Annotated in this window: 9 protein-coding genes, 1 tRNA gene and 2 pseudogenes; 4 read left to right on the forward strand and 8 right to left on the reverse strand. The window is 72.0% G+C overall.

The genetic code is table 11. The annotated features are described in order from the left end of the window. Positions 1 to 15: 15 nt before the first annotated feature. From JIX56_RS04450 to JIX56_RS04460, 3 genes are read right to left on the reverse strand one after another with little or no spacing between them, the layout of a single operon-like run. Positions 16 to 1,455, reverse strand: a complete 1,440-nt coding sequence (locus tag JIX56_RS04450) for an NAD-dependent succinate-semialdehyde dehydrogenase (protein WP_257537448.1) — start codon at positions 1,453 to 1,455, stop codon at positions 16 to 18. Continuing rightward, a complete protein-coding gene (locus JIX56_RS04455; protein WP_257537449.1) occupies positions 1,452 to 4,346 on the reverse strand; it encodes an FAD-binding and (Fe-S)-binding domain-containing protein in 2,895 nt (964 codons plus the stop codon). Before JIX56_RS04455 ends, JIX56_RS04450 begins: the two co-directional genes overlap by 4 nt. Then, on the reverse strand, positions 4,343 to 5,611 hold the full coding sequence (locus JIX56_RS04460; RefSeq protein WP_257537450.1) for an aspartate aminotransferase family protein: 1,269 nt from the start codon (positions 5,609 to 5,611) through the stop codon (positions 4,343 to 4,345). Before JIX56_RS04460 ends, JIX56_RS04455 begins: the two co-directional genes overlap by 4 nt. Before the next feature lie 259 nt (positions 5,612 to 5,870). Between JIX56_RS04460 and JIX56_RS04465 the strand changes: the two genes are divergently transcribed. Next, entirely contained in the window at positions 5,871 to 7,583 is a 1,713-nt protein-coding gene (locus JIX56_RS04465; protein WP_257537451.1) for a PucR family transcriptional regulator, read from the forward strand. 72 nt (positions 7,584 to 7,655) lie between these two features. Here JIX56_RS04465 and JIX56_RS04470 read toward each other — a convergent pair. Next, positions 7,656 to 7,729: transfer RNA gene (locus tag JIX56_RS04470), tRNA-Pro, on the reverse strand. A 154-nt stretch (positions 7,730 to 7,883) separates the two neighbouring features. Here JIX56_RS04470 and JIX56_RS04475 point away from each other — a divergent pair. Both JIX56_RS04475 and JIX56_RS04480 read left to right on the forward strand, forming a co-directional pair. Next, the gene (locus JIX56_RS04475; protein ID WP_257537452.1) at positions 7,884 to 8,585 is read left to right on the forward strand and encodes a transketolase; all 702 of its coding nucleotides are present in this window, start codon (positions 7,884 to 7,886) and stop codon (positions 8,583 to 8,585) included. A gap of 62 nt (positions 8,586 to 8,647) precedes the next feature. Beyond that, entirely contained in the window at positions 8,648 to 9,553 is a 906-nt protein-coding gene (locus JIX56_RS04480) for a transketolase family protein (protein WP_257537453.1), read from the forward strand. A gap of 56 nt (positions 9,554 to 9,609) precedes the next feature. Here the strand turns inward: JIX56_RS04480 and JIX56_RS04485 are convergent. The 4 genes and pseudogenes from JIX56_RS04485 to JIX56_RS04500 form a co-directional block, all read right to left on the reverse strand. Further along, positions 9,610 to 10,197: pseudogene (locus tag JIX56_RS04485) on the reverse strand (RNA-guided endonuclease TnpB family protein); the annotation flags it as partial. A 296-nt stretch (positions 10,198 to 10,493) separates the two neighbouring features. Then, positions 10,494 to 10,853 (reverse strand): MmcQ/YjbR family DNA-binding protein, encoded by a 360-nt coding sequence (locus tag JIX56_RS04490; RefSeq protein WP_257537454.1) that lies wholly within the window; start codon positions 10,851 to 10,853, stop codon positions 10,494 to 10,496. 30 nt (positions 10,854 to 10,883) lie between these two features. Further along, positions 10,884 to 11,414 carry a GNAT family N-acetyltransferase gene (locus JIX56_RS04495; RefSeq protein ID WP_257550729.1) on the reverse strand — a complete coding sequence of 177 codons (531 nt, stop codon included), beginning with the start codon at positions 11,412 to 11,414 and terminating at the stop codon, positions 10,884 to 10,886. Between the two features lie 101 nt (positions 11,415 to 11,515). Further along, positions 11,516 to 12,097: a helix-turn-helix domain-containing protein gene (locus tag JIX56_RS04500; protein WP_257537455.1), complete on the reverse strand. Its 582-nt coding sequence runs from the start codon at positions 12,095 to 12,097 to the stop codon at positions 11,516 to 11,518. A gap of 105 nt (positions 12,098 to 12,202) precedes the next feature. On the opposite strand from JIX56_RS04500, the pseudogene JIX56_RS04505 reads away from it, so the two are divergent. After that, positions 12,203 to 12,589, forward strand: a pseudogene (locus tag JIX56_RS04505) (MBL fold metallo-hydrolase); the annotation flags it as partial. Positions 12,590 to 12,667 lie beyond the last annotated feature (78 nt).

Genomic DNA, 12,667 nt, shown 5'->3' on the forward strand with positions numbered 1-12,667 from the left:
GCAGGACCGCCGCCGTCATCGCACGGGCACCACGAGGTACTGGTACTCCAGGAACTCGTCGATCCCGACCCGGCCGCCCTCGCGGCCCAGTCCGGACTGCTTGACGCCGCCGAACGGGGCGGCCGGGTTGGAGACGAGACCGGTGTTGAGGCCGACCATGCCGACCTCCAGGCGTTCGCTGACGCTCAGGGCACGGTCCAGGCCCTCGGTGAAGACGTAGCCGACGAGGCCCCAGGGGGTGTCGTTGGCCCGGCGCACGACCTCGTCCGCGTCGTCGAAGGTGAGGATCGCCGCGACGGGGCCGAAGATCTCCGTGTCCATCAGGCGGCTGTCGGAGGCGACGTCCGTGAGCACGGTCGGCGGGTAGAAGCAGCCCGGCCCCTCGGGTGTACGGCCGCCGACGAGCACCCGCGCGCCGCGCTCCACCGCGTCGGCCACGAGTTCCTCGACCTTGGCCCGTCCGACCCTGTCGATCAGCGGGCCGACGTCGACGCCGTCCCGGGTGCCGGGGCCCACGACCAGCGCGCCCATGCGCTCGGCCAGACGCCGCCCGAACTCCTCCACCACGGAGGTGTGGACAAAGAACCGGTTGGCCGCCGTGCACGCCTCGCCCATGTTGCGCATCTTGGCGACCATCGCGCCGTCGACCGCCTTGTCCAGGTCGGCGTCCTCGAAGACGATGAACGGCGCGTTCCCGCCCAGCTCCATCGAGGTCCGGACCACCGCCTCCGCGCTCTGGGCGAGCAGCAGCCGCCCGACCTGCGTGGAGCCGGTGAAGGAGAGCTTGCGAATCCGCCCGCCGCGCAGGAGCGGTTCACACACCTCCCCCGCACGGGAGGTGGTGACGACGTTCAGCACGCCGTCCGGCAGCCCGGCCTCCTTGAGGATCGCGGCGAGAGCCAGGCTGGACAGCGGGGTCTGCGGGGCCGGCTTGAGCACCATCGTGCAGCCCGCGGCGATCGCCGGGCCGATCTTGCGGGTGCCCATGGCCAGCGGGAAGTTCCACGGGGTGATCAGCAGACAGGGGCCGACCGGGCGGCGGGAGAGCAGCATGCGGTTGCGGCCGTCGGGCAGGACGCCGTTGCCGCCCTCGATACGGACGGCCTCCTCGGAGAACCAGCGGAAGAACTCGGCCGCGTACGCCACCTCTCCCCTGGCCTCGGCCAGCGGCTTGCCCATCTCGGACGTCATCAAGTGGGCGAGTTCGTCGGTACGGTCGAGGATGATCTCGTATGCCCGGCGCAGGATCTCACTCCGGGCGCGGGGCGCCGTACGGGCCCACTCCTCCTGCGCCTGGACGGCCGCCTCCTCCGCGCGCTGGGCGTCCTTGGCGCCGGCGTCGGCGACATGGCAGAGGATCTCACCGGTCGCGGGGTCGTCGACGGGCATGGTGGCGCCGTCCGCGGCGTCCACCCAGGCCCCGCCGATGAACAACTGCGTGGGTGTGTCGGTCATGGGGTTCCTCCTGGTTGAGCGGCTTGATCGGCAGCGGGGTCGAGGAGTTCCGCCAGGTGCAGGGCGCGGATGCCCCGGTCACCGGCGAGATGGTCGATCTGGGTGGCGCAGCTGAAGCCGTCGGCCACCACGACCGTCGCCGCGGCCTGGTCGACGGCGTCGAGGCGTGGCTTCAGGGCCAGGTCGGCGACGGCCATCGAGGTGTCGTAGTGCTGCTCCTCGAAGCCGAAGTTCCCGGCGAGTCCGCAGCAGCCCTCCGCCTCGTCGACCTTCCGTACGCCGAGGCGGCCGAGCAGATCGCGGGGGTGACGGCCCTTGAAGGTGGCGTACTCGTGGCAGTGGGTCTGCAGGACGACGTTGTCCGGCAGCTCCGGCGGGGTCCAGTCCGGCGCGGCCAGGTCGGTCAGGGCGCCGGTGAGGGTGTGGACGCGGGCCGCGACGCGCTGGGCGGCGTCGGTGCCGAGCAGTTCGGGCACATCGCGTTTGAGGGCGGCGGCGCAGCTGGGTTCGGCCACGACGATGGGCCGGTCGTCGCCGTTGTCCAGGTGGGCGACCGTACGGGCCATGACGCGGCGCGCGGTGGACAACTGCCCGGTGCTGACCCAGGTCAGGCCGCAGCACAGACCGTCCTCCGCCGTGCAGGGAATGCCGGCGTCGGCGAGCACGCGACTCGCGGCACCCGCCACCTCGGGGCGGAAGGCGCGGGTGAAGCTGTCGACGAAGAGCAGGGCCTTCGCCGGTGCGTCCGTCTTCGCCGCCCGCAGGACCTCGCGCCGGGCGCGACGGGAGGCGAAAGCCGGGATCCGGCGCTCGGTGGTCACGCCGCCGAGGCGGGCGAGCAGCTTGCCGACCGGTCCGCGTAGCAGGGCGTTGAGAGGTCGGGCGGCGAATCCTGCGAGGGCGGAGGTCAGCGGCAGCCAGCCCAGTGAGTAGTGGGAACGGGGCCGGAGCCTGCCCTTGTAGTGCTGGTGCAGGAACTCCGCCTTGTACGTGGCCATGTCGACGCCGACCGGGCAGTCGCTGGAGCACGCCTTGCAGGACAGGCACAGGTCGACGGCGTCGCGCACCTCCGTCGAGCGCCAGCCGTCCTGGACCGTGCCGCCCCGCACCATCTCCTGGAGCAGGCGGGCCCGGCCCCGGGTGGAGTCGTTCTCCTCGCCCGTGGCCCGGTAGCTGGGACACATCACACCGCCCGTGTCACTGCGACAGCGGCCGACTCCGACGCAGCGGCGTACGGCGCCGGCGAAGCCCTCCTCGTCGTGCGGGAAGGTGAACGTCGTTTCGAGGAGCGGGAGTTCACGCAGTGCCAGGTCGGCATCGAGCGGGGCCGGGGCCACGATGACGCCGGGGTTGAGCAGCCCCTCGGGGTCGAAGATCTCCTTGAAGGCGGCGAACGCCCGGATCATCCGGTGGCTGTACATGACCGCCAGCAGCTCACCGCGCGCCCGCCCGTCACCGTGCTCGCCCGACAGCGAGCCGCCGTGCTCGACGACCAGGGCCGCGGCTTCGGCCAGGAAGCGGCGGGTCGCAGCCCGGCCGGTGTCCGTGGCGAGGTCGAAGTCGATGCGCACATGGACACAGCCCGCGCCGAAGTGCCCGTACAGCACACCGGTCAGGCCGTGGGAGGCGAGCAGCTTGCGGAAGTCCCGCAGGTAGGCGGCCAGGTTCTCGGGCGCGACCGCCGCGTCCTCCCAGCCGGGCCAGGACTCTCCCCCGTCCACCAAGCGGGCGGCGAGCCCGGCCCCGTCCTCGCGGACCCGCCACAGGGAGCGCCGCTCGGCCGGGGTCCGCACGACCCGTCCGCCGGTCGTCCGGCCCTGTGCCTTGAGCACGTCCAGCAGTTCGGCGGCGCGGGCGTCGACCGCCGTCCGGTCGTCGCCGTCGAGTTCGACGTAGAGCCAGGCCCGCCCCTCGGGCAGTCCGGTCACGGAGTCCGGGCCGCGCCGGGCGCGCATGGTGGCGACGATCGCCTCGTCCATGCCCTCCACGGCGGTGGGGTTCCAGCGCAGGATCTCGGGGACGTCCTCGGCGGCGTCCACGACATCGTCGTAGCCGAGCGTCAGCAGCGTGGAAGCCGGTGCGGTCGCCACCAGGCGGACCGTCGCGGCGGTGACGACCGCACAGGAGCCCTCGGTGCCGACCAGGGCGCGGGCCATGTCGAAGCCGTGCTCGGGCAGCAGACGGTGCAGCTGGTAGCCGGAGACCTGGCGCGGGATGCGGCCCAGTTCGGTGCGGATCGGCGCCAGGTTGGCGTCGATCAGGCGGCGTACGTCCGCTTCCAGGCGGGCGACACGCTGGGCGGCGTCCTCGTCGGCCGGGTCGGCGGCGCGCAGGCCGCTGCGGTCGGCGACGGCCCGCACCCCGTCGGCCGTCACGATCTCCAGCGCCTCGATGTGGCCGCTGGTACGCCCGTGCCGCACCGACCGGTTGCCGCACGCGTCGTTGCCGATCATGCCGCCGAGGGTGCAGCGGCTGTGCGAGGAGGGGTCGGGGCCGAAGGTGAGCCCGTGCGGGGCGGTCGCGCCGCGCAGCGCGTCCAGGATCACGCCGGCCTCGACACGTGCGGTGCTCGCGACCGGGTCGATGTCCAGGATCCGGTTCATGTACCGGGAGAAGTCCAGGACGACGCCCGGTCCGACGGCGTTGCCCGCCATGCTGGTGCCGCCGCCGCGCGCGGTGATGGGGACGCCCGCCTCCCGGCAGGCCCGCACCACCGCGACCACGTCGTCGGCGCTGCGGGGGAACACCACGGCCCGCGGCGGGACCCGGTAGTTGGAGGCGTCGTAGGCGTAGGGACCGGTGGAGCCCGGGCCGGTCTCCACCCGCAGGCCGGGAGCGCTCTCGTGGAGCCGCGCGACCAGCGGCTCCAGGGCCGTGGTGGTGTCCGTCATCGCCGTGCCGCTCCCGATGTGCCGGCCTCCACCGCGGTCGCCCACGCCTGGAGGCCCTCGTCCACCGCGGTCTCGTCGATGACGAGCGCCGGGATCATGCGTACGACCTGGTTCCAGGCCCCGCACAGCAGCAGGAGCAGGCCCTCGTCGACGGCGGCGCGCTGCACGCGGGCGGCGGTCTCGGGGTCGGGGCTGCCGTCCTCGGTGACGAACTCGGTGGCCAGCATCAGCCCGAGGCCCCGCACGTCGCCGATGCCCTGCGTGCGGTCGGCCACCGCCTCCAGACCCTGGCGCAGCCGCTCGCCCATGGCCTCGGCGTTCTCCACGAGCTTCTCGTCGCGTACGACGTCGAGGGTGGCGCAGGCAGCCGCGCAGGCGACGGCGTTGGCGCCGTACGTACCGCCCTGCGAGCCGGGCCATGCCTTGGTCATCAGCTCCTCGGAGGCGGCGATGCCGGACAGCGGGAAGCCGCTGGCCAGGCCCTTGGCGGTGACGAGGATGTCCGGGGTGACGCCGAAGTGGTCGTGGCCCCAGAAGCGGCCGGTGCGGCCGACGCCGGTCTGCACCTCGTCCAGGATCAGCAGGAAGCCGTGGCGGTCGGCCCGCTCCCGCAGCCCCTCCATGAACGCGCGGGTGGCGGGCACGTAGCCGCCCTCCCCCAGCACCGGCTCGACGATGATCGCGGCCGTGTCGGCGGGCGAGGAGATCGTCTGGAGGGTGTAGTCCAGCTCCTTCAGGGCGAAGCGGGTCGCGGTCTCCTCGTCCCAGCCGTAGCGGTAGGCCGTCGGGAAGGGGGTGACGACGACGCCGCTCATCAGCGGGGAGAAGCCGGACCGGAAGCGGGTGCCGGACGTCGTCATGGAGGCGGCGGCGACCGTGCGGCCGTGGAAGCCGCCGTGGCAGACGATGACGTTCGGGCGGCCGGTGGCCTGGCGGGCCAGCCGCAGCGCGGCCTCGACGGCCTCGCTGCCGGAGTTGGTGAAGAACAGGCTGTCCAGGCCGGTCGGCAGCACCTCGCCGAGCTTCTCGACGAGGCGCCGCAGCGGCTGGTGCATGACGGTCGTGTACTGGCCGTGGACGAGCGTGCCCACCTGCTCCTGGGCGGCCGCCACGACCTTGGGGTGGCAGTGCCCGGTGCTGGTGACGCCGATGCCGGCGGTGAAGTCGAGGTAGCGGCGGCCGTCCTCGCCGTAGAGGTGGACGCCCTCGCCCCGGACCGCCACCACGGGCGTGGCCTGGCGAAGGTGCGGCGACAGTGCGGTCATGTTCGTCTCCCGGCGGGTTCGGCGGTCTGCTCCGGTCTCCCTGAGCATGTCCGCGGGCCGGGGCGGCGCCAACGCGCGATCTGTCCGGCCGCGACGCGGTATCCGGACGTTGTGTCAGGCGCGCCGGGCCCGCTTCCCCTCCCGTCTTCCTCGCAGGCGCGCTCTCAGGGCTCTTGCGCAGGTCAGCGAGGCTTGTCACAGTGACGGGGCACTCCCCGAACGCTCGGGGTCAGCGAGCAGGGACCCCCAGGGAGGCACCGTGAGCGAGAACCACCACACGGCTCCAGGGCCCGACGCCGACGGCCCTGACACCTCCGTTCCGGGAGCGGACCTGGATGCCGTCGGCCGTCCGCTCACCGTGGGCGACGCCCTGACCCTCCCCGTCCTGGCCGCGGGGCAGCCCCAGGTCGTCACCGGCACGGCCCGGCTCGACCGCCCCGTCCGCTGGGTCCACATCACCGAGCTGACCGATCCCGCCTCCTTCCTCAAGGGCGGCGAACTCGTCCTGACCACCGGCATGCCCCTGCCCGAAAGCCCCGCCGGCGTCCGTCGTTACGTCGACGAACTCGCCGACGTCGGCGCGGCGGCCCTGGTCATCGAACTGGTCCGCCGCTACCACCGCCCGCCCGAGGCTCTGGTCCACGCCTGCCAGGCCCGCGGCCTCCCCCTCGTCACCCTGGCCAAGGACGTCAACTTCCTGGAGGTCACCCAGGTCGTCCACGCCCTCATCCTCGGCAACCAGGCCGAGGTGATGCGGCGGACCCAGCGCGTCCACGAGGCATTCAGCGCCCTCACCCTGCGCGGCGCCGGACCCCAGGACGTCGTACGTGCCGCCGCCGAGATGAGCGGCCACACCGTCGTACTGGAGAACCTGGTCCACCAGGCACTCATCTGCGAGCCCTCCGGCGACACGGTCGGGGCGGCGCTCACCGACTGGGAACAGCGGTCCCGGGCGACGCGGCCCGTCCACCACACCTCCGTCTCCGGTCCCGAGGGCTGGCTCGTGGCCCCCGTGGAGTACCAGGGTGAACGCTGGGGCAGGGTGGCCATGCTCCCCGCGTCACCCGGGCCGGCCGCTCCCTCGCCCTTCGGCCCGTTCGGCCGGTTCGGACCGTTCGGCTCCGAAGACGTGACGGTCCTGGAGAGAACCGCGATGGCCCTCACCATCGCCCGCCTCACCCACCCCACCCCGTGGGAACGCGCCGCACACCGCGGCGTCCTGCGCGACCTCGTCGAACAGCGCCACGGCTCGCCCGCGGACGCCGACGCCCGGGTCGCCGCGCTGGGACTGCCCACGCAGGACTCCCGCTTCGTCGCCGTGCTCGTGGACGTCCCTCACGAGGACGAGACGGCGAAGGCGGAGGAACTCCTCTCCGAGGAGCTGAGGAAGAAGGGAACACAGGCCCTCCTCGGCCTCCTCGGACCGCCCCGCCTCGGCATCCTCCTGTCCCTGCGCCCGGACCAGCCGTGGCGACCCGTCGTCGAAGATCTGAGCCGCACCGCACTCGACCTGGTGCCGGGGACGACGGTGAGTGCGGGCAGTGAGGCGACCGACCTCACCGGCGTCGCTCGCTCCTTCCGCGACGCGACCCGCGTCGCCGAGGCGACCGAGCCCGGCCGGCCGCTCCCGACGGGACGCTCCTACCACGAACGATCCGACATCGGCCTGCGCCGTCTCCTCTTCGCACTCCGCGAAGACACCCGGATCCAGGACTACGCCGAACGCCGGCTCGGCCGACTCGCCGACCACGATGCCCGCCACGGCACGGACCTGCTGACCACCTTGCGCCACTACCTGGACGCGGCAGGCAACAAGACCGTGGCCGCCCGCTCCGGCGGCCTGTCCCGCGAGACCGTCTACCAACGCCTGCGCACCATCGAGCGGATCCTCGACTGCGACCTCGAATCCGGCGAGCAACGCACCGAACTGCACGTGGCCCTCACAGCGCTCGACGTCCTGCGGGTGCGCTGAGATTCCCCAAGAATGACCAAAGGGCTGTCTCGGATTGCTCCGAAACAGCCCCTGAGCTGCGACTCCTTCGAGTCGGGACGACAGGATTTGAACCTGCGACCCCTTGACCCCCAGTCAAGTGCGCTACCAAGCTGCGCCACGTCCCGTTGCCCGTCTGACCTGGGGTTTCCCCTGGTTGAACGCGCACGGAAACAATACCGCACTCGGGCCGGTGGTCGCGCACCCGTTATCGGCGGGGGCGCCGGGCATCCTCCGCCGCCGCTTGACCTGAAGTTCGGTTGAGGTTGCAACGTCGTCGGTATGACGACGACAGCGGAGCGTACGTACGGGTTCGCGGATCTGCCCCTGCTGATGGGGCTGCTGACGGGCGACGAGAAGCACGGGCCGGCGGCCACTTCCACGCTGGACGTGCTGTGGGTGCTCTACGACCGGGTGCTGCGGATGGGGCCGGGGCGGATGGCGGACCCGGAGCGGGACCGGTTCCTGTTGTCCAAGGGGCACGGGCCGATGGCGTACTACGCGGTGCTGGCGGCCAAGGGCTTCCTGCCGGTCGGCTGGCTGCCGGGCTTCGGCTCGTACGACTCGCCGCTCGGCCACCATCCGGACCGGGTGCTGGTGCCGGGCGCCGAGATCGGCAGCGGGTCGCTCGGGCACGGGCTGCCGATCGCGGTCGGGACGGCGCTCGGGCTGCGGGCCCAGGGGCGGGTCGGCCCGGCGGTGTGGGTGCTGATCGGGGACGCGGAGCTGGACGAGGGCAGCAATCACGAGGCGATCGCGTACGCCGGACCGGCCGGGCTCGACCGGCTGCATACGGTCGTGATCGACAACTCCTCCGCCAGCCATGCCCTGCCGGGCGGGATCGCCGCACGGTTCGAGGCGGCGGGCTGGTCCGCCGAGACCGTGGACGGACGGGACCACGAGGCGCTGCACACCGCCTTCACCGCGCCGCATCCGGGGCGGCCACGGGTCGTGGTGGCCCGCGTCGAGCCGAAGAACGCCTGAGCTCCCACAGCCGCTCGCCTCCTCGGACCCTGTCCCGCCTCCCCCGAAAGGAAATCGACCTCATGGACACCATGCGTGACCGTTTCGCCCCCGTCGTCTCCCGACTGCTCGACGACGATCCCCGGGTCGCGGTGGTCCTCGCCGAGATCGGCGCAGACGGCTTCACGGAGGCGTCGCGCAGGCATCCGGACCGGGTGATCAACGTCGGCATCCGCGAGCAACTGCTGATCGGCGCGGGTGCGGGCCTGGCCCTGGCCGGGATACGGCCCGTGGTACACACCTTCGCGAGCTTCCTGGTGGAGCGGCCCTTCGAACAGGTGAAGCTGGATCTCGGGCACCAGGACGTGGGCGCGGTGCTGGTCAGCGCCGCCGCCTCCTTCGACTGGCCCGCCGGCGGCTACACCCACATGGCACCCGGCGACGTGGCCCTGCTCGACACGCTCGACGGCTGGACCGTGCATGTACCGGGCCATCCCGACGAGGCCGAGACCCTGCTCCGGCACGCGGTCGGCGCGGGCCGGGGCAAGGACGACAGGGTGTACGTACGGCTGTCCGTGCAGTCCAACGGGCGGGCGCTCGCGGTGGACGCTCAGCGGTTCCTCACCGTGCGCGAGGGGCACCGCGGGGTCGTCGTCGCCGTCGGACCGATGCTCGACTCCGTCCTCGCGGCGACGGAGGGGCTCGATGTGACCGTGCTGTACGCGACCACCGTGCGCCCTTTCGACGCGGCAGCACTGCGCCGGGCCACCGAGTCGGCGGGCGCGGATGTCGTCCTCGTCGAGCCGTATCTGGCGGGCACCTCGACGGCCGCCGCGAACGACGCGCTCGCCGATGTGCCGCACCGGGTGCTCGGGCTGGGGGTGGGCCGGCGGGAGTTGCGGCGGTACGGGCGGGTCGAGGAGCACGTGGCCGCGCACGGGTTGGACGCGGCCTCGTTGCGGGAGCGGATCGCGGAGTTCCTGTGTTGACTCGCACCTCGGGCTGAAGCCCGAGGATTCTGGCCTTCTCGATCGTTGCTGTACCGCTACGCGGCACGAGGTTCGGTGGGGAATCCGTGCCTTCCTGTTTCTTCGCGCTGTGCCGGGATTGCTCCTGGTCTTACCGGCGCTCCGCAGGCCGATACCGCCAGTCCGGCAGCCGCCTTCACGTTGATCGCGGCATTGGTGTCCCGGTCGTGGACGGCGCCGCAGGCGGTACAGGTCCATTCCCGCACGTTCAGGGGTTTGGGTCCGTCCACGGCGCCGCAGGTGGAGCAGGTCTGGGTGGTCGGTGTGAACCGGTCGATCTTGACCAGGGTGCGGCCGTACCGTTCCGCTTTGTACGCCAGCATGCTGAGGAACGATGACCATCCGGCGTCGTGCACGGACTTGGCCAGCTTCGTGCGGGCCAGTCCCGCCACCGACAGGTCCTCCACGGCGATCCCTTGGTTCTCGGAGATCAGCTTCGTGGAGAGCTGGTGGTGGAACTCACGGCGTGCGTCAGCGACTTCGGCGTGGGCGCGGGCGACCGTGAGGCGGGCCTTGGCCCGGTTCTTTGATCCCTTCTGCTTGCGGGACAGTTCCTTTTGGGCCTTCTTCAGCCTCTTCTCCGCGCGCCGCAAAAAGCGCGGGGAGGAGCAGGGCGCCGACCTGGTCTTCGACGCCATCGACAGTCACCCAGCAGAACCGGCCGGTGTGAACACCGCCCGGCCCTGCCGGGAGAAGCCCTCGCGACGCTCCACGCCGCAGGCGAAGAACCGCAGTGGCCGGCGCCGCCGGACCTGAGTCTGCGACGCTCCGCGTCGCCCCTGTCAGATTCGCTTCACCACCGGCCTGAAGGCCGATGCACTGCGAATGAATTCCGGTAGCGGATCAGGGGGTTTCAGGGCGAGGTGGTCGACGGCGGTGGCCCCGAGGAAGCCGAGCCGCGTCAGTCGGCGGCCGGGAGCCCCAACTCCGGGTAGGAGTCAAGGAGTCCGGTCGGGGCCGCCTGGCGCCAGGAGTCGGCGAGGATGTCGCGCAACTCCGGCTCGTCCTCCAGGGCGGACAGCCGCACCCTCACCCACGCGAAGCCCGCCTCGTGGTCGGCGATCCAGAACTTGTCGGGCTCGGCGAGGACCAGTTCGTCGCGCTCCTCCTTGGGGCAGCGCACGGCCATGGACGTCTCGTCCTCCGGCAGGGTCGCGAACATCTTCCCCGCCACCCGGAAGGTGGGCATGTTCCAGGCGACCTTCTCCGTGGTGTCGGGCAGGGAGAGGGCGACACGTCGTACGTCTTCGGCATCCGGCATGAGACGCACCGTAGCGCTGACCACTGACAATCACCGCGTGGTCCCGTCTCCCAGCTTCTTGTAGTAGATCGACGTCGGCCGCAGCGTGCCGTACGGGTCGGCTGCGTAGTCGGGGATCGTCCCGATCCGGGTCCATCCGGCCTTGCCATAGAGGTACTCGGCGGGGCTGTCGGTCTCGGTGTCGAGGTGGAGCAGGGTGACGCCCGCGCCGACGGCCGCCCGCTCGGCCGTCGCGAGGAGCGCCAGGCCGAGGCCCTGTCCACGGGCATCCTGGTGGACCATCAGCTTGACGAGTTCCGCCCGGTGGCGGCTGTTGGGCTTGTCCGGAAAGACGAGGCTGACCGTGCCGACCACCCGGTCCCCCTCACGCGCCACCCACACGGCGAGCGCACCGGCCGGCACCGCCTCGACGCGCTCCTTCCACCAGGCGACGGCCGCCGCCCGATCCAGCGGAGCGAGGAACCCGATCGAGGCCCCGCTGTTCACGGTGTCGGTCAGCAGATCCGCCAACTCAGCGACCAGGGAGAGGAGTTTGGGACCATCGAGCCGGGAGATCACGATCCCGGACGCGACCTGCTCGGCGGCAGCGCGCTCAGCCGCGGACTCGACCACAGCATCCGAGTCAGTCTCCGCATCAGTCACAGATTCACTCACGGCTTCACTCACGGCTTCACCACCACCAGTACGTACCGCACTTCCTCGGGCCCTGGGCTCCGGAACCGCGTCGCCCCCCACACCCGCATCCGCAGACAGTCCCCGGCGGCCAACCGGTGCTCGACGTCCCGGTCGGTGACGTGGAGGGTGCCCTCCAGGACCCAGATGTGCTGTTCGAGACCGGGCACGGACGGCCCGTCGTACGCGATGTCCGCGCCCGCCGTGAGCCGCCCCTCGACCAGTTCGCCGCGCATCCCGGCCGCCGGCGGCGACACGGACCGCCGTACGAATCCGGAGGCCTTGTCCTCCCAGACGGCCTGCTCCCCCGCGCGGACGACGGAGACGGGCTCGGACTCGACCTCGCTGAGCAGCTGGGACATGGTCCGGCCGTACACATGGCAGAGGCGGTTCAAAAGCGCGGCCGTGGGGCTGGTCTCCGCACGCTCGGCCCGGGAGAGGGTCGAGCGACTCACACCACTGCGGTCCGCCAACTCCCCGAGCGACCAACCGTGTTGGGCCCGAAGCTCGGCCAGGCGGGCGGCCAGACGGAGGTCCACGGGGGCCAGTACGGCTTCTTCAGCACTTCCCATATTCGAGATAATATCCCAAATTAGAGACGTCGCTCAGAAAGGTGCGCCCCCTCACTCCGCCACACGAGTCATCACCCGCGCGGAAGGCATGGAAGGATCGCGGCCATGTCCCTCAGCGTTCCCCGCCTCCGGATCGGCTCGACCGAGATCATCGCCCTCGCGGACGGCGAGGGCCCGTTCTTCTCCCCGCGCGCCGAGGCCTTCCCCGAGGCCACGGCCGCGCAGTGGGCCGAGGCCGACCGCTACGACCCGGGCGCGGTCGACGCCGAGGGCCGCTGGCGGCTCCAGTTCCGCGCGTACGCGATCCGCGGCGACAAGGGCCTCACCGTCGTGGACGCCGGGATCGGTCCGGCGGACAGCCCGGCCGGCTCATGGGCACCCGTGCCCGGTGTGCTCCCCGAGTCGCTCGCCGCCGCCGGCATCGACCCGGCTGAAGTCGACACCGTGGTGCTCACCCATCTGCACACCGACCACGTCGGGTGGGCGGTCGTGACCGAGGCGGCCGTCCCGTCAGCGGGCGGCGCGGTGGACGGCAACGCTTCGACCGGCGGCGCGACCAGCGGCCGCCGC

It is taken from the genome of Streptomyces sp. CA-210063 (assembly GCF_024612015.1).
GTDB lineage: Bacteria > Actinomycetota > Actinomycetes > Streptomycetales > Streptomycetaceae > Streptomyces.